General features: G+C 55.8%; 10 protein-coding genes and 1 pseudogene. 6 read left to right on the top strand and 5 right to left on the bottom strand.

Annotated features, from left to right (window positions below; genetic code table 11):
• Window positions 1–12 precede the first annotated feature (12 nt).
• The gene (locus tag ET810_RS11210) at window positions 13–771 is read right to left on the bottom strand and encodes a 3'(2'),5'-bisphosphate nucleotidase CysQ (RefSeq protein WP_087453628.1); all 759 of its coding nucleotides are present in this window, start codon (window positions 769–771) and stop codon (window positions 13–15) included.
• Window positions 772–975: 204 nt separating this feature from the next.
• Here ET810_RS11210 and ET810_RS11205 point away from each other — a divergent pair, with 204 nt between their 5' ends.
• Window positions 976–5,970 carry an ATP-dependent helicase gene (locus tag ET810_RS11205; RefSeq protein ID WP_216605356.1) on the top strand — a complete coding sequence of 1,665 codons (4,995 nt, stop codon included), beginning with the start codon at window positions 976–978 and terminating at the stop codon, window positions 5,968–5,970.
• Window positions 5,971–5,974: 4 nt separating this feature from the next.
• Here the strand turns inward: ET810_RS11205 and ET810_RS11200 are convergent, their stop codons facing one another.
• Window positions 5,975–6,604, bottom strand: a complete 630-nt coding sequence (locus ET810_RS11200; protein WP_087453629.1) for a mismatch-specific DNA-glycosylase — start codon at window positions 6,602–6,604, stop codon at window positions 5,975–5,977.
• Window positions 6,605–6,676: 72 nt separating this feature from the next.
• Here ET810_RS11200 and ET810_RS11195 point away from each other — a divergent pair.
• Window positions 6,677–7,497, top strand: a pseudogene (locus tag ET810_RS11195) (DNA-formamidopyrimidine glycosylase family protein).
• Between the two features lie 42 nt (window positions 7,498–7,539).
• Window positions 7,540–7,953: a YccF domain-containing protein gene (locus tag ET810_RS11190; RefSeq protein ID WP_087453630.1), complete on the top strand. Its 414-nt coding sequence runs from the start codon at window positions 7,540–7,542 to the stop codon at window positions 7,951–7,953.
• 65 nt (window positions 7,954–8,018) lie between these two features.
• On the opposite strand, the gene pgi is transcribed toward ET810_RS11190, so the two are convergent.
• On the bottom strand, window positions 8,019–9,662 hold the full coding sequence (gene pgi, locus ET810_RS11185) for a glucose-6-phosphate isomerase (RefSeq protein WP_134316048.1): 1,644 nt from the start codon (window positions 9,660–9,662) through the stop codon (window positions 8,019–8,021).
• Window positions 9,663–9,840: 178 nt separating this feature from the next.
• Here pgi and ET810_RS11180 point away from each other — a divergent pair, with 178 nt between their 5' ends.
• Window positions 9,841–11,328 (top strand): NAD-dependent succinate-semialdehyde dehydrogenase, encoded by a 1,488-nt coding sequence (locus ET810_RS11180; RefSeq protein WP_087453632.1) that lies wholly within the window; start codon window positions 9,841–9,843, stop codon window positions 11,326–11,328.
• A 37-nt stretch (window positions 11,329–11,365) separates the two neighbouring features.
• Here ET810_RS11180 and ET810_RS11175 read toward each other — a convergent pair whose 3' ends face one another.
• Entirely contained in the window at window positions 11,366–11,668 is a 303-nt protein-coding gene (locus ET810_RS11175) for a chorismate mutase (RefSeq protein ID WP_046095685.1), read from the bottom strand.
• Between the two features lie 353 nt (window positions 11,669–12,021).
• Between ET810_RS11175 and pcrA the strand changes: the two genes are divergently transcribed.
• Window positions 12,022–14,391 (top strand): DNA helicase PcrA, encoded by a 2,370-nt coding sequence (gene pcrA, locus ET810_RS11170; protein WP_375167318.1) that lies wholly within the window; start codon window positions 12,022–12,024, stop codon window positions 14,389–14,391.
• A gap of 111 nt (window positions 14,392–14,502) precedes the next feature.
• Here the strand turns inward: pcrA and ET810_RS11165 are convergent, their stop codons facing one another.
• Window positions 14,503–15,216, bottom strand: a complete 714-nt coding sequence (locus tag ET810_RS11165; protein ID WP_087453634.1) for a M23 family metallopeptidase — start codon at window positions 15,214–15,216, stop codon at window positions 14,503–14,505.
• A gap of 258 nt (window positions 15,217–15,474) precedes the next feature.
• Here ET810_RS11165 and ET810_RS11160 point away from each other — a divergent pair, with 258 nt between their 5' ends.
• Window positions 15,475–17,181, top strand: a complete 1,707-nt coding sequence (locus ET810_RS11160; RefSeq protein WP_087453635.1) for a cell division protein PerM — start codon at window positions 15,475–15,477, stop codon at window positions 17,179–17,181.
• Window positions 17,182–17,223: the final 42 nt, after the last annotated feature.

The following is a 17,223-nucleotide window of genomic DNA, read 5'->3' as shown; positions in this document are numbered from 1 at the left end:
GGCGAAGGGCAACTAGTACGAGCCGTTTTCCTCGCGGAAGGCGGCTGCCATGGAGAGGATGTCGTCGGCAAGCTCGGGACGACAGACGAGGACATCCGGCAGGTAGGTGTCCTTGTTGTTATAGGTCAAGGGGGAGCCGTCGAGACGCGAGCAATGCAGTCCTGCAGCAAGGCTGACTCCAACGGGGGCCGCAGAGTCCCACTCGTACTGGCCACCAGCATGAATGTAGGCGTCGTAGTCGCCAAGAAGCACATGCATGGCTTTTGCGCCTGCAGAACCGAGCGGCTCGGCGGTGAAACCTAGTTTTTCAGCGACGTGGTTGGCTACAGCAGGAGGTCGGTTGTGCGAGACCGCGATCTTCTTGGCGTAGGGCCCGCGCACTGCACGAACCTCAGACGTGTGGAACACAACTCCCAAGTCGGGGAGGTTAACCGCAGCGTGGGTTGGTATGCCGTTTTCCACCAAAGCGATGTGCACAGCCCAGTCCTGACGTCCCGTAGCAAACTCCTTGGTTCCATCGAGCGGATCGATGATCCACACGCGATCTTTGCCTAGGCGTTCTGGGTTATCTGCGGCTTCTTCGGAAAGGAATCCATCATCGGGTCGGTGCTGTTCCAGCACACGCGCAATCCAGTTTTGTGCCAGATCGTCTCCTGCGTCACCCAGTTCACGTCCGCGCAAAAGGCCTACGTTTCTTACCCCTTTGAGGATTTCGCCCGTTCCCTGGGAAAGTCGCTTGGTTAGGGTCGCGTCGTCAAAGTGAGCAGTCATGACTCTAAAGTTTAGTGGAGTGCGGGCGTTTCGCACTACTAGAACACCAGCGTATTGGTTTTGTGAGTTTTTCATTGCTTCTTGCCTCCTCTTGCCTACGTGCTCAAGAAAAATCATCCGCGGAACAACAGGGACAACAGGAACAACCGCACCATAATGACGCCGTCGTCTCCTCACACGGCTCATACGGTGTTAAATAAGGGCATGTCGTCGGATGAGCACCACGAGCAACCCCAGCCCCATCAACCGCAGACGCCTCGCGTTGCGGCCCATGCGGACGCTTCCTGCGAGCGCTCTGAGGAACACTCTCCGGTGCTGTCGCGTTTTAACCCCCAGGCAGCAACGTGGTTTGCAGAGGTCTTTGCGGCTCCGACACCTGCACAAAAAGGTGCGTGGGAAAAGATCTCAGCGGGCGGAAACACACTCATTGTTGCGCCAACTGGCTCTGGTAAAACACTCGCTGCGTTTTTATGGGCGATCAACGGTTTGACTGCGGCAGGTGGCCAAACCGTGGCTTTCCCCGCACCTCATAGGGGATCTTCAACGGACAAAGGCACGGGCCAAGGCGTCAAAGTGCTCTATATATCGCCGCTGAAGGCATTGGGGGTAGACGTAGAAAACAACCTCCGTGCCCCGCTTACCGGCATCAACCAGGTAGCTGCCCGGTTAGGGCTGGACTATTCCGACATCAGCGTGGCGGTTCGCTCCGGGGACACCCCGGCCGCCGAACGCGCCAGGCAGGTGAGAAGACCCCCAGACATCCTGATTACCACCCCTGAGTCTGCGTACTTGATGCTGACGTCCAAAGCAGGAGCAATCCTGAAAAACGTTGAGACCGTCATCGTGGACGAGATCCATGCGGTGGCCGGAACAAAACGCGGAGCACACCTTTCTCTCACGTTAGAACGATTAGAACGCCTGGCAGGCCGCCCCATCCAGCGTGTGGGGCTATCAGCAACAGTGCGTCCGATTAACGCAGTAGCGCACTTTTTAGCGGGAGACCGCCCCGTAGACATCGTGGATCCACCCGCGGACAAGCAGTGGGATCTTACCGTCAGAGTGCCTGTTCCAGACATGAGCGATGTGTCCACGGCACAGCCTGGTTCCGCCATCGGGGAAGCCGTATACGACGACCCCCGCAGCCTCGGATCCGCGTTAGTGGAGACGGAACTCGTGCTAGAATCTTCCCTTCCTACGCAGGGATCGATATGGCCGTTTATTGAGGAACGCGTTTATCACGACGTGATGACGCATCACTCCACGCTAATTTTTGTGAATTCCAGGAGGACTGCGGAACGTCTCACCAGCCGGCTCAACGAGATTTACGCGCAAGAATACGACCCGGAATCGCCTTCCCCGCAACTTCGCAGAACACCCGCGCAACTCATGAAAGCCAGTGACGTGGCGGGCCTAGCGCCCATGACCATTGCGCGAGCACACCACGGGTCAGTCTCCAAAGACGAGCGAGCCTTGACCGAAAGGATGCTCAAAGAGGGCAGCCTCAAAGCCGTGGTAGCCACCAGTTCTCTTGAACTCGGCATCGACATGGGCGCTGTGGAACTTGTTGTCCAGGTTGAGTCCCCGCCCTCAGTTGCATCAGGGCTGCAACGAGTGGGGCGCGCAGGTCACATGGTGGGCGCTATTTCTGAAGGTGCTTTTTATCCAAAACACCGTGCCGACCTCATCCAAACGGCGGTGGTTGTGGGACGCATGGGTGAAGGCGCGATCGAGGAATTGAAGGTCCCTAGGAATGCACTTGATGTGCTGTTACAGCAGACCGTAGCCGCGGTATCCGTGGAAGACCTTGACGTAGAAGAATGGTATGCCACTGTTGTGCGTGCATATCCCTATCGGGATTTATCACGAGCGGTGTTCGACGCAGTCATCGATTTAGCAAGTGGAGTGTATCCGTCGACAGACTTCGCAGAGTTGAAACCGCGCGTGGTCTTTGATCGCATTACCGGCACGTTGACTGCGCGTCCCGGAGCCCAGCGGGTAGCGGTCACAAGTGGTGGAACTATCCCAGATCGAGGCATGTTTGGCGTCTTCTTAGCCGGCTCGACGGGGGCCGACTCTGCCCCTAGGCGAGTAGGAGAACTCGACGAGGAGATGGTGTACGAGTCGCGGGTGGGCGACGTGTTTACGCTGGGCGCTTCTAGCTGGAGGATCGAAGAGATTACGCGCGACCAAGTGTTGGTGATTCCCGCGCCGGGCCACACCGGGCGATTGCCTTTTTGGACAGGCGACCAAGCTGGACGTCCTGCGGAATTAGGCAAAGCGCTGGGGGAGTTTCGCCGTAGGATTGTGGGGCGTCGTCAAGCTTTAGCAGGCAGCGAACAAGATCGCAGTGACGATCTTTTAGAATTGGAAGAACTCGGGCTCGACACATATGCCCGCCAGAATCTTCTACAGTTTTTACGCGAGCAAGAGGAAGCCACGGGGATTGTTCCCGATGAAAAGACACTGGTGCTGGAGCGCTTTCGTGACGAGCTCGGAGACTGGAGAATCGTCTTGCACACTCCTTATGGCAGGGGAGTCAATGCTGCGTGGGCGCTTGCTGTAGGCGCGAGAATATCTGAGCGTACAGGCATGGATGCGCAGGCGGTGGCCTCCGATGACGGCATAGTCTTACGCCTCCCGGGATCCGACGAGGAACCTGGAGCCGATCTCTTTGTGATCGACGCGGATGACATTGAAGCAATAGTGGCCGAACAAGTGGGAAACTCCGCGTTGTTTGCCTCCCGATTCCGAGAGTGCGCGGCTCGCGCTTTATTACTACCTCGACGTAACCCCGGTAAGCGTGCGCCTTTATGGCAGCAACGCCAGCGCGCCGCGCAGCTTCTCGACGTCGCCCGCAAATACCCACACTTCCCCATTATTTTGGAGACCGTCCGAGAGTGCCTCCAGGATGTGTATGACCTGCCAGCTTTGGTTGAGCTCTTGCAAGAAATTCAGCAACGGCGGATACGAATCGCAGAGGTGACTACACCTCAACCCAGCCCATTCGCTTCCTCCATACTCTTTAACTACACGGGCGCCTTTATGTATGAGGGAGACAGCCCGCTCGCAGAAAAGCGTGCTGCTGCCTTGTCCTTAGACCCTGCGTTGCTTGCCAGCCTCCTAGGGACCGTGGAACTACGTGACCTTTTAGACCCAGAGATCATCGCGGAAGTGCATGACATCATGCAGCGTAAAGCCCCGCACCGTAGGGCGAGGACCGCAGAAGAACTCATTGATACTCTTCGTGTTGTAGGTCCCGTGCCAGTGGACGATCTTCCGGAGATTACTGATCCCCCGATGACTCTGGAACAGGTCATGGCGCAGCTGCGTGGGCGAGTGATGGAAGTACGAATAACCGGAGTCGCGCACCTGGCGCAGACGCTGGATGCACCCCTGCTGCGAGACGCATTAGGAATACCAGTCCCACCGGGTGTTGCTGCGCAGGTGGAGACAATCACCGATGCGTTGGAACAAATAGTCTCGCGATGGGCGCGGGTGCGAGGGCCTTTTACCCTCATGGACGTGCAAGACTGCCTTGGGTTGGCCGCGGGGATCGCGCATGGGGTCGTCGAAAAGCTATGTACGCAATCCAAGCTCGTAGCAGGGCGTTTTAGGCAAGACAGCGATGCTCCGGAATATGTTGCCACGGAGGTTTTAAAAATCATCAGGGCCCGATCCCAGGCTGCGGTGAGGGAACAGACCCAACCGGTGAGTCATGCCACGTTCGGGCGTTTTCTCCCCGAATGGCAGCACGTTGCGCCAGTGGGAGAAACCCCGGAACTCTCTGGGCCGGACGGAGTATTTAACGTTGTAGAACAACTCGCGGGCGTGCGACTACCAGCTTCTGCGTGGGAGACATTGGTGTTGCCGCAACGGGTTCGAAACTACTCGCCGCTAGATCTTGACGAGCTCACGAATAATGGTGAGATTATCGTTGTTGGGGCAGGACGCGCCGGTGCACATGATCCGTGGGTGATGCTTCTTCCCACCGATTACGCGGCAGAGTTGATTCCCCACGCGGAGGCGGCGACGCTATCCGAGACTCAACACAAGGTCATGACGCTACTGTCTCGCGGTGGCGGGTTCCTTTTTGCCGATATTCACCGGGAAACTGTGGCAGATCTTGGAGTTTCCTCGGATCAGTCGTCTGCTGCGGAGCTTGGTGCCGCTTTATGGGAGCTTTTTGAGGCAGGGTTAGTCAGCCCGGATGGGTTTGCACCGATTCGGGCACGGCTTGCGGCGAATTCGGGAACAAAGACTGCGCATAGACCCCAAAGACGCCCCAATCGCAGCCGACTACGCATGGGACGCACAAGCTTTGCACATGCCCATAGACCAGCTCAACCGCCGGATGCGGTGGGGCGCTGGTCCGCAACCATGGCAGCGGATGACAACGCCACAGCGAGGTCGGTTGTACACGGTGAGACGTGGCTGGACAGATATGGCGTGGTTACCCGCGGTGCCGTTGTATCAGAGGACGTTGTTGGCGGTTTTGCCCTTGCCTATAAGGTGCTCTCTGGCTTCGAGGAATCCGGAAAAGCGATGCGTGGCTACATCGTGGAAGGGCTGGGGGCCGCTCAGTTTTCCACGTCGGCGGTGATTGACTGGCTTCGCGGTCTATCCGACACCCCTGATGTAGCAGGCTGGCCTTCTGGCACCCGCTCGCCGAGCGCATATGTGCTTGCTGCGGCAGATCCCGCCAACCCCTATGGGGCGGCGTTACCGTGGCCGGAGCCGGGGCCGACACGTGCGGCTGGTGCCATCGTTGTGCTTATCGACGGCCTCCTCGCCGCGCACCTTACGCGAGGTGGACGAAACCTCACGTTGTGTGCACCGCCCACAGGAATCGAACAGCAAGAGTTCTTAAGTATCGTCCTCGCCGCGCTTGCAGAGTCAGTGCTAGCGGGTAGGATTCAGCCGCTAGTCGTAGAAAAAATAAATGGAGTGGCGGTCTTGCGATCACCCGAATTAGAGCTGCTAAGAGAACTGGGTGCTGGCGTGACACCCAGTGGGTTACGAATATCAGGTGGCTTAAATAACCAGAGTCACACACGTAGAGGACGCAGCCTTGCAACCGCATTGGACGCATTAGACTCCTCGGATTCTGCAGGCATAGCAGGCTTAGGAGACTCACGGTCTGGGGAAGAGCACTATACAAAGCCTCCCCATCGTGGCTTTAGATCTGGCGGATACCGCTAGCAGCTTAGTTATGCGGCGGAGTGGTGGAATCCCATACCGCCCGCCATTGAGCTGCAAGCGAGTCAATTGTCTCATGGGCGTTAAGCCCGCTTGGTTGGGGCACAACCCACAAAGATACGTCCTTGGGCCATCCGTTAATTGTTGTCTCTGTATCTTGTAGACCTAGCACGGCTTTCTTCATCCCAAAAGCTGTACGAAAAGCAGTAATACCGGCCACGGCTACGGCTTGGGGGCGTAACTCACGCGCCAACTCGATGACGCGATGCGCGCCAGCTATTAGCTCGTCTTTTTCTAGTTCATCCGCGCGAGCAGTAGCGCGCGGGACCAGATTGGTCATAGCGATGCCGAGCTCATAAAGCATCTGCTCCTGGGCATCGCTCATGCCCTCGGATACCTCGAACGCTGGAGATACAATTCCGGCTTTGTCTAAGGAAGGCCAGAATCTATTGCCGGGATAGGCAAAAGGAGCATCGACTGCAGCAGTCCACAGACCTGGATTGACCCCGACGATCAGCAACCGAAGCTCGGTACCGGGAGGCGGGAACCTGTCCGATACCGGTTTGTCTTTAAAGTCGGCAAGCTCCGAGCGCTTAGGTCGACGACCACCAAGGGGAGAAGGATGCGCAGTACTCATGGTGTCCGTTGTACCTGATAACGATTTATACGGTTGACGCAGCGGTAGGCGCATCATGGCTACAATGCTGCTATGCCCGAAGGAGATTCCGTCTACCAGCTAGCCCGTCGGCTGAGTTTTATGGAAGGCCGAAAGGTTCTCGGAACCAGCATACGGGTGCCGCAGTATGCTCTTGCCACCTTTACCGGGAGCGTAGTGGAACGCGTGTGGCCCTATGGGAAGCACCTGTTTATGCAGATAGGGGAAGACATACTGCATACCCACCTGAAAATGGAGGGAACATGGGTGGTGTGTCTGAAAGGCGACCGGTGGACCAAACCCGCTCATACAGCTCGCGTGCAACTGCTGTTGGCTGGAGCACCGCATGAGCAGCCGATTGAGGTGGTGGGGTTTTCTCTGGGGTTTGTCCGCGTTTTCCCGTGTCCCATTATCCCGATGTCATCGCGCATCTGGGGCCTGATGTACTAGGAGCTGATTGGGAATCCACAGGGCACGACGAAGCTCGGCGACGGATACTCTCGGCTCCCTACCGTGCCATCGGGTTAGCTTTACTCGACCAAAGAAACCTGGCGGGAATAGGCAACGAATACCGGGCGGAAATCTGTTTTCTCTGCGGAGTACACCCCGCCACCCAGGTACGCGACACCGACGTGGACCGCATACTGACTATGGCACGCCGTCTTATGTGGGAGAATCGACTGTCCCCAGTTCGAGTCACAACAGGCATCAAACGTCCAGGGGAGACGACCTATGTGTTTGGGCGTAATCACAAGCCGTGCCGGCGATGCGGTACCCGAATTCTCCAGAGCACGCTTGTCGACGACCCCTCTTTAGAATTAGAGCGCATTATATGGTGGTGCCCTCACTGCCAGCCATTTTATCCTGAATCCTAAACGTCCAAGCGCTCTCATTCAGAATTGATTAAGGTGGGGGCTATGCGGCTTATACTTAATCTTCTCTGGCTTATTACTGGTGGTATCTGGTTGGCTCTCGGATACATACTCTTTGGCGCCATCGCGTGTATTTTCATCGTGACGATCCCCGCAGGCATCGCTAGCTTCCGAATGGCTGAGTATGCACTGTGGCCATTTGGTAGGACTGTGGTTCAATCCACGAGCAGCTACAATCCCCTCGCCGGCGTGAGTAATGTGATTTGGTTCCTCGTCGCGGGTCTCTGGCTCGCGCTAGGGCATTTGACCACTGCCGTGGGGCAAGCGCTCACCATCATCGGCATTCCGCTTGCCATCGCGAATATCAAGATGATCCCTGTTACCTGTTTCCCCTTTGGCAAGAAGATCGTCGATAGCGACGCGATTCCCTTTGGCTACGAGCCCATGGTGAAGATGTAAAAGAACCTCGCAAGCCCTGCACACTGCGTGTGAGCAAGCAGTGTGCAGGGCTTAGCTATGTCGTATTAATTGCGGTGAGCGCGGTACCAGCCGATGAGCTCGTCGGTAGAGGAATCTCCCGACTGTATGTCGCTAGCTCCGGCTACTGCTGGCGCAAGGTCATTGGCTTGCTGTTTGCCCAGCTCCACGCCCCACTGATCAAAAGAGTTGATATCCCAGATCACGCCTTGGACAAAGACGATGTGCTCGTACAAAGCGATAAGAGCACCGAGAACCGCCGGGGTGAGCTCTTCTGCCAGGATCGTTGTTGTGGGGCGATTACCTGGCATGACTTTGTGGGCGACGAGTTCTGCCGGAACGCCCTCGGCTGCAATTTCTTCGGCAGTCTTGCCAAAGGCCAGGACCTTGGTTTGAGCAAAGAAGTTGCTCATCAGCAGGTCATGCATGGAGCCTTCGCCGGTTGCCGTGGGAAGATCTTGCTTGGGGCGGGCAAAACCGATGAAGTCGGCGGGAACGAGCTTGGTTCCCTGGTGAATAAGCTGGAAGAACGCATGCTGGCCGTTAGTGCCTGGCTCTCCCCAGTAGATCTCTCCGGTCTCGGTAGAAACTGGAGAACCATCGCGGCGGACAGACTTACCGTTGGACTCCATCGTGAGCTGCTGTAGGTATGCCGGGAACCGGCCGAGATCCTGAGAATAGGGGAGCACAGCGTGGGTTTCTGCGCCAAAGAAATCGTTGTAGAAAATTCCGAGCAGACCCATGAGCACTGGAATATTCTCGTGGAAGTCTGCGGTGCGGAAATGCTCGTCCATAGCGTGGAAGCCTTCGAGGAAGCGCATGAAATCCATGGGGCCGATCACAGCCATGAGGGACAACCCGATGGCGGAGTCGACGGAGTAACGACCGCCCACCCAGTTCCAGAAGCCGAGCATGTTCTTGGCGTCAATGCCAAACTCGGCAACCTTTTCCGCATTCGTAGACACAGCAACAAAGTGCTTTGCCACTGCCGATTGGTCACCGCCGGCGGCTTCAAGCAGCCAACGTTTTGCAGCATGGGCGTTGGCTAGGGTCTCTTGGGTGGTGAAAGTCTTTGAGGCGACGATGAACAGGGTGGACTCTGGGTTGCATTCATCAAGAACTGAATGCATATCTGCAGGGTCTACGTTGGAGACAAACTTGGCGGAGATTCCTGCTGTTGCGTAAGTACGCAGGGCTTTGGTCGCCATGGCCGGACCCAAATCCGAGCCGCCGATGCCGATATTTACTACCGTCTTGATCGTGTGGTTGCTATAGCCGCGCCATGCGCCACTGCGCAGTGCTGTCGCAAGATCGCGCATGCGGCCCAGCACCTCGTAGACGTCGGCTGCCACGTCTTGGTCGTCGACAACTAAATCGGCCTCGACAGGAATCCTCAGCGCAGTATGGAGGACTGCTCGGTCTTCCGTGTTGTTTATGTGCTCTCCAGAGAACATGGCTTTAATGCGCTCGTGCAGATGCGCAGCCTTGGCGGTTTTTACAAATGCCTCGACGGTGTTGTCGTCTAGGAAGTTTTTGGAAAGGTCAACATGCAAACCGGCGGCGTCGAAGCTAAATTTCCGTGCACGGTCTGCGTCGGCAGCAAAAAGCTCTCGCAGCGACGTGGAAGCCGCTGTTTTATGGCATTGGGAAAGCTCGGTCCACTCTGGGGTAGCGGTGATATCGAAGGACATGGTTTGCTCCGTTCTTTTGGCTTTATACGAGACCGTGACCGAGTGGGCAGTAATCTGTGCCCGCTCGGAAAGTTACACACACTCAACGGTATCTAAACTACCCCGAACATGTCTTCTGCCTTAGGGCAGCGTTGGTCACATCATGGCGAGAACGTCTGAACGAGCGCATAGTGGAGGCATGAGTGATGGTTCAAAAGAGAAAAAGACTATGCAGATGACGCTGCCAGAGGGCGTACCCACGCAGCTCTTTCTCGGCGGCGAGTTCACCGATGGGCACGAAGGCAAAACCTTTGAGGTCCTCAATCCGTCCGATGGAAGCATCTTGGCGCGGGTGGCGTCGGCAAGCAAACACGATGCGGAGGCAGCCCTGGATAAAGCAGCAGCGGCGCAACCGCTGTGGGCCGCAACCTCGGCGCGCGAACGCTCAGACATCTTGTGGAACGCCTACAAAGCCCTCCTGGACAATTCGGAAAAACTAGCTGTGATTCAATCGCTGGAGCTAGGCCGTGCATTGCCTGACTCTCGCGCGGAGGTCACGTACGCTGCGGAGTTTTTCCGATGGTTCGCAGAGGAAGCTGTGAGGGTACGCGGAGATTATCGGCATAATCCCACGGGAAATGCCCGATTGATTGTGCATCAACAACCGGTGGGTGTGTCTTTGGCAATCACGCCGTGGAATTTCCCCTTGGCAATGGGAACCCGCAAGCTGGGATCCGCGTTGGCAGCCGGATGCACAATGATTCTCAAGCCCGCGTCTAAGACTCCTTTGACCATGCTGTATCTTGCGCACCTCCTCAAAGAAGCAGGGCTGCCGGAGGGCGTGGTCTCTGTCTTGCCTACAGCGGATTCTTCGGTGATCTCAGATATGTTGGACGATCCGCGGGTGCGCAAGCTCACATTCACAGGCTCGACTGAGGTCGGACAAAAACTCGCGGCACGCGCTGCTCGGCACTCCATGAAAGTATCCCTGGAGCTTGGCGGAAATGCGCCGTATGTGGTGCTGGCAGATGCAGACGTTACTGTTGCTGCTCAAGCGGTAGCGACGGCTAAGATGCGCGGTGCTGGGCAAGTATGCATCGCTGCCAACAGGTTCCTGGTGCATGAGTCGATTAAAGACGAGTTCCTGCACCGAGTTGTTGACATCATGAAGTCCTTTACCCAAGGGCCCGCAACACAAGAAGGCGTGGATTTTGGTGCTCTTTCCGGCGCAGATCAGCTAGAAAAGGTCACGATGCTTGTCGACGACGCCCTCGCCCACGGCGCCACTCGGGTCCTAGGGGACTCACTGCCGACAGGGCTCCCGGAGGATGGCTTCTACTATCCAGCGACGGTGCTAGATAATATTCCTCCGGACGCTCGTATCGCCCATGAAGAAATATTTGGCCCTGTGGTTGCCGTCTCCACGTTCCAGGATGATGAAGAAGCCATAGCGATGGCCAACGACACTCCCTTCGGGCTAGCCGCATACGTATTCAGCGAACAGATAACGCATGCGTTGAGTATCGCTGAGCGCATTGAAGCCGGCATGGTGGGCGTTAACAAAGGCGGGATCTCAGACCCATCAGCGCCCTTTGGCGGAGTCAAAGAATCCGGTATAGGAAGAGAAGGCGGTTTTGAAGGAATCCACGAATTCCTTGAGCCAAAGTTAATTGCCCTGCCGCTTTAACCTCGTAGTAATGACTCCAGCGTGCTCCTGCTCAGGCCTAGCCGAGTCTGCCTCGGCCGAGCCTGAGCAGGATAGCGGCGAGAGCTGGCCCTTCCTCGCCGATTTCCTCACGGAATTGGTTAATGATGGCTACCTCCCTGGTATGCACAAGCCGGGTGCCTCCAGAACCCATGCGGGTCTTTCCGATAGCTCGGGAGATTTCTGTGCGGCGTTTAACCGCTGCAAGAATCTCTTTGTCTAAGCGATCGATCTCCGTGCGATATTGCTGGATTTCCGCATCAGAAAGGGGATCGTCGGTGCCCGTGGGGGTTCGTACCTTAAAGTTTTTCTCAGAATTCATGGAGATATTGTGCCACGGATGCGCGTACTGGGGATAGAAAAACCAGAGAAAAACAAGAAAAGGATGATTTTCCCTGCTAGCAACTCCGAAAACAGTCACCTCAGTGGCGATGTCACAGCAACGTTGTAGGTTTGATAGCGATGAATAACTCGGACAATTTTCCTACCCAACAAGGTTTTGACTTCGGCGATTGGGCCGGTGAGCGGGCCACCGCCACAAAGACACCAGCTGAGCCTTCTCCGTTTAGTGCTCAAGCCCAGAGTCCTGCAACAGGCCAGACCCCGGCTCACGTAACGGACAAGCCTGCTGCTGGTGTGCCTGCCACCAGTGTGCCTACGACCACCGTGCCTGCGATGGCTGATGGCCTCGTACAGGGGCTTAATCCGCAGCAACAGCAAGCAGTAGAGCACAGCGGCTCACCGCTTCTTATCGTGGCTGGTGCGGGTTCTGGCAAGACGGCAGTGCTCACACGCCGTATTGCTTATCTCATGTGCATACGGGGTGTGCAGCCAGGGCAGATCCTAGCTATCACATTTACCAATAAAGCTGCGGCCGAGATGCGAGAGCGCGTGGCTCACCTTGTGGGGCCAATCGCCAGCAGAATGTGGGTGTCTACCTTCCACTCCACCTGCGTGCGCATCTTGCGGGAACAAGCCCAGCTGGTCGCTGGATTAAACACCAACTTCACTATCTATGACTCGGATGATTCAAAGCGTTTGCTTGCGATGATTTCTAAGGACATGAACTTAGACATCAAAAAGTTCACGCCGCGGTTGTTAGGGGCGGGAATCTCCAACCTCAAAAATGAGCTGATTTCTCCCGACACCGCAGTCGCAGAAGCTGAAAGTACAAAGAACCCGTATGAGACGACGGTAGCTGCCGTATACGTCGAGTATCAACGACGTTTAAGGCAAGCAAATGCCGTCGATTTTGATGACCTCATTGGAGAAACAGTCCGTATTTTCCAAGAACACCCACAGGTGACCGAGTACTACAGACGCAGATTCCGCCATGTGCTTATCGACGAATACCAGGACACCAACCACGCGCAATACGCGCTCATTCATGAGCTGGTAGGAAAAGGCCCAACAGCCAGCGAACTCTGCGTTGTTGGCGACTCAGATCAGTCCATTTACGCCTTCCGCGGCGCGACTATCCGCAATATTGAGGAATTTGAGCGGGATTATCCCGATGCCACGACCGTCCTCTTGGAACAGAACTACCGGTCGACGCAGACGATTCTTAATGCAGCTAACTCGGTGATCTCCCAAAACGAGAACCGAAGAAAAAAGAAACTGTGGACAGCACTAGGCAGCGGAGAACCCATCGCTGGGTATGTTGCAGATAACGAGCATGATGAGGCTCGTTTTATTGCCCAAGAAATAGACGCGCTCGCGGATAAAGGCGTGGATTACAGCGACATGGCCATCATGTATCGCACAAATAACTCATCTCGCGCAGTGGAAGACGTATTTATGCGTTCTGGTATTCCCTATAAAATCGTGGGAGGAACCCGCTTCTACGAGCGCAAGGAGATTCGGGACGTCATCGCCTATCTCCGGTTGTTGGATAACCCGGAAGACACAGTTTCTCTCCGCAGGATTATCAACACTCCGCGCCGGGGCATCGGCGACAAAGCCGTAGCGTTTCTCACTCTGCATTCAGAGAACCAGGGAGTGAGCTTCCAACAAGCGCTTATCGACGCCGCCGCAGGGCAGGTGAGCCTTTTAGGAGCACGCGGGCGCAACGCGATTTCCGGGTTCGTGGACATGATGGCTGGGTTGCGGGCTGGCGCCGCCGAATCCGTCAACGAGATCACCGGGATGCCGGATATTGGCGATGTGATTTCTCAAATACTTGATATCACGGGATATAAAGCGGAGCTGGAAAAGAGCAACGACCCACAAGACGGCGCACGGTTGGACAACCTTAACGAGCTTGTCTCCGTTGCACGAGAATTTTCCTCGGAAGCAGCTAACCAGGTGGCCTATGCCAAGATGGACAGCGGCGAACTTGAGGACCTAGGGGGCCAAGGTGAACCAGAACCTGGTAGTTTGCAGGCTTTCCTAGAGCGAGTCTCCCTTGTAGCTGATGCCGACCAAATTCCTGATAATGAGCAGGGCCTGGTCACCCTTATGACTCTGCATACAGCCAAGGGACTGGAGTTTCCGGTGGTCTTCCTCATGGGATGGGAAGATGGCCAATTTCCGCATCTGCGTGCGCTTGGGGACCCCAAAGAGCTCGCGGAGGAACGCCGGCTCGCCTATGTGGGAATAACGCGAGCGCGCAAGACCCTCTACATCACCCGGGCTATGCTGCGTTCTTCTTGGGGAAATCCCGTAACTAACCCGGCATCAAGGTTCCTTACGGAAATCCCCGAGGAGCTTCTCGACTGGCGGCGCGAAGAACCAGAAAGCTCTTTCGACTCATGGGGACAGCCTTCCTGGGGAAGGAACACAGGTTTTGGTTCTTCACGCGGCGACTCGTGGGGATCACCGCGTTATGGCGCTACCCCGAAGCCTAAGAAAACAATGCCAAGCTATACAAAGAACAGTGATCTTTCGTTGGTTGTTGGAGACCGGGTGAATCACGATAAATATGGCCTGGGCACCGTGACCAAGGTGGATAAAGGTAGCCCGGCGGATTCCGTAACTATTGATTTTGGTTCTTCCGGAACCGTACGGCTTATGCTGATCGGCTCAGTACCGATGGAAAAGCTGTAAAGATTAATAAAACGCCAGCCTCTGAAGTTCCAGTGGCTGGCGTTTTATAGGTCTTGGGGGCACAAAAGATAAAACAAAACCGGATAGGAGAAAACTCCTATCCGGGGACTTTTATACGCTTATGCCTTTTTCGTTGAGCCAAGGTACTGGGTCTACGGCAGCGCCACCGCCAGGGTGAACTTCAAAGTGGAGGTGCACACCGGTGGAGAAACCACGGTTACCCATACCTGCGATCTGATCGCCAGCTGCGACAGTCTGACCGGTAAAGACGTTGATGGTCTCTACGTGTCCGTAAACAGTGACTGTGCCGTCATCATGGCGTACTCGAACCCACTGCCCGTAGCCGGATGCTGGGCCCGCATCAATAACCACACCGTCCATGATCGAGTAGATCGGGGTGTGCATTGCATTGGCAATATCGATACCTGCGTGGAGGGTTCCCCAGCGCATGCCGTAAGGAGACGTGAGTGTTCCGACGGCAGGGGTGTGAACAACGATTTTAGGTTTGCGTGCCTCTTCGTCGGCAAGCGCGCGCTCTTCGTTGTAGTTGATAGCCTTTGTTAGCTGATCGGAGAGATTGGTATTTGGCTTGAACTCTTGGATCGCCAGGATCTGAGGAGCGGAATCGCCAACCTTAGCGGAAGCGTCTGCGGTGAGCTTGAAATCAGCAGTGTCATTGTGGGAAGTGGTGTGAGCTAATGCTGCACCAGTAGCGCCGGCGGTGGAGACAGCACCGGTGGCCAATGCGACGAAAGCAACTCGACCTTTTGCCTGAGAAGTTTGCTTGCGATGCTTGCCACTGACAACGTGCTGTGTCTGCTGCATGAGGCTTACTCCCTTTGACTATGTTTCTGAAGTTCATCTCGCCGCCGAATCGTTACTTCGGTAACGCTTTTGTGATCAACTTGTTATGTTCCGAGGGGTAACGATAGCGGTTTATAACAGTACGGGCAAGCTGTTTGGTCAAGATTGGGTATAAATCATGAAAAGAAGTTGCTCTAACGCCTCGTCAATTGACTTAAGTAACACTAATTAACAGGAGATGATGAGGGTTATTAACGTCGTGCCAAGCCCAAAAGTGAGATGTTACGTGGCACAGTTAATGGAATGAGTAAGAAGACGAGTCCTAACGCGGGTCCATCACGGCGACCTCGTCCGCGCCCTGTCTCTATAGGCGGCAGAGGAGATGAGCGAGGCGGGCAGGCATCCCGTGGTGCTCAACGCAAAGTGTCTGACGCCACTTCTGCGCCGGAGAGAGCAACCTTGGCAGCGAGCCTTCGCTCGCTGCTGCCAACTGTGCTCGTTCCCAACGCGATAGTGCTTATTGCGATTATCATCTTTTCTTTGATCGTGCTCATCGCAACCTCTACGCCTATGGCAGCGATGCCCGCTACGGTAGCTGAGACGTGGCTGGCACTTAACCTGGCCCCGGTATCTGGCCGAGGAATCTCTGTAGCGTTGCTTCCCATGCTCCCGGCGATTGGAGTGGTGGCGCTGGTCGCTCGACGCATCTATAAAGCCGTTAAAGATCGGATTAGCCTGCATGATCTACTAATCCTTCTTTGTGGAGCGCTGGGAATACCTACCCTTATCACCCTTACGGCCTGTGCAATGCTGTGGGATGCCTCCTCGGTTTTTGATGTGGCTTCGCCCAACGTTTTTGCGGCCGTAGGAACAGTTATTCTGTTGCATGCGTGTGCGTTCATGATCGGCATGGGAACGCGGCTCTGGAGGGCGCTGGTGCGCCGCTATGGGGTGCCCTCGTGGGTCGTCGATTCGGTGCTGCTGGCGGTGCGTGCCGTGGGCTACCTGCTGTTAGCTGCATTTATTGTCTTCCTCATCTCATTGGCTGTGCATTATCGAGCGTTTGCAGAATCGCTACAGGGGTATTCGTCGGCAGGCATTGTGGGGGTGATGGTTGTTTCCCTGGCGTATCTTCCTAATGCGGTCGTCGCTTCTTTGGCCGTTATCGTTGGTTCTTCGTTAGAGCTAGGGCAAGGTTCTGTATCTCTTTTTGCTGCAACCCTTGTTCCTACTCCGCCGGTGCCGGTGTTTGCGGCTTTGCCGACGTCGATGGTGCCTGCTGTTATGACAGTTGTGCTTGTCCCGGTTGTGGCGGTTTCCCTAGCGTTGTGGAACCGCGTCAGCGATTTCTTGAGCGCAGCGGCCACGACGGTTGCTGCGGGCATCGGAACTTTAATTCTTTCCTTTTTCGCCGGCGGATGCCTGGGTGTTTACGGCTATGTGGGGCCGCTGATGTGGCTGACTCCGCTGATGGTCATGCTGATGGTTGGTGTGGTGTCCCTGACTGCAGTGACTTTCGCGCGGTATAGAGAAGGTCGTAATATCGCCAAGCTTCTTGGTGATGCACATTCTGTTGCAGACCCGGATTTTGCAGCACCTGCAGCAGCCGCTAGTGCTCTAGGACAAACAGACGAGGGCGAGCACGAGGGTGCAGCAGATGACGGTGAAGAGGCCACAACAACGGAAAATGATCAGGTAGAAAGCTCTCCTGAGGAAGCCGACGATGAGCCTTATGAGCTCAGCGCAGACGGCCTCGATTCTGCTGAAATTTTGGAGGAAGCCGAGATCCGCGAAGCCGCGATGGAACTGAGCGCGGAGCAGGAGGCCGTGGTCGAGCTGGAGGAACCAGAGGTTGAGGGCGACGAAGAAACGGCGGACAGCGCCGATGCCCATGCCGTCCATGCCTCCGAGGCTCCTAGCAACACAGAGAGTACAGAGAGTACAGAAAGCGTTGAAACTGAGGCTCGATCGGAAAAAGAAGAATAAGGGTGAAGCCTAAAAACGGGGGTGTCTTCTGTTCGAGATGTT

It is taken from the genome of Corynebacterium silvaticum (genome assembly GCF_004382825.2).
GTDB lineage: Bacteria > Actinomycetota > Actinomycetes > Mycobacteriales > Mycobacteriaceae > Corynebacterium > Corynebacterium silvaticum.
The sequence above is the reverse complement of the archived record's forward strand: the minus strand, read 5'-3'. Positions and strand labels throughout refer to the sequence as shown.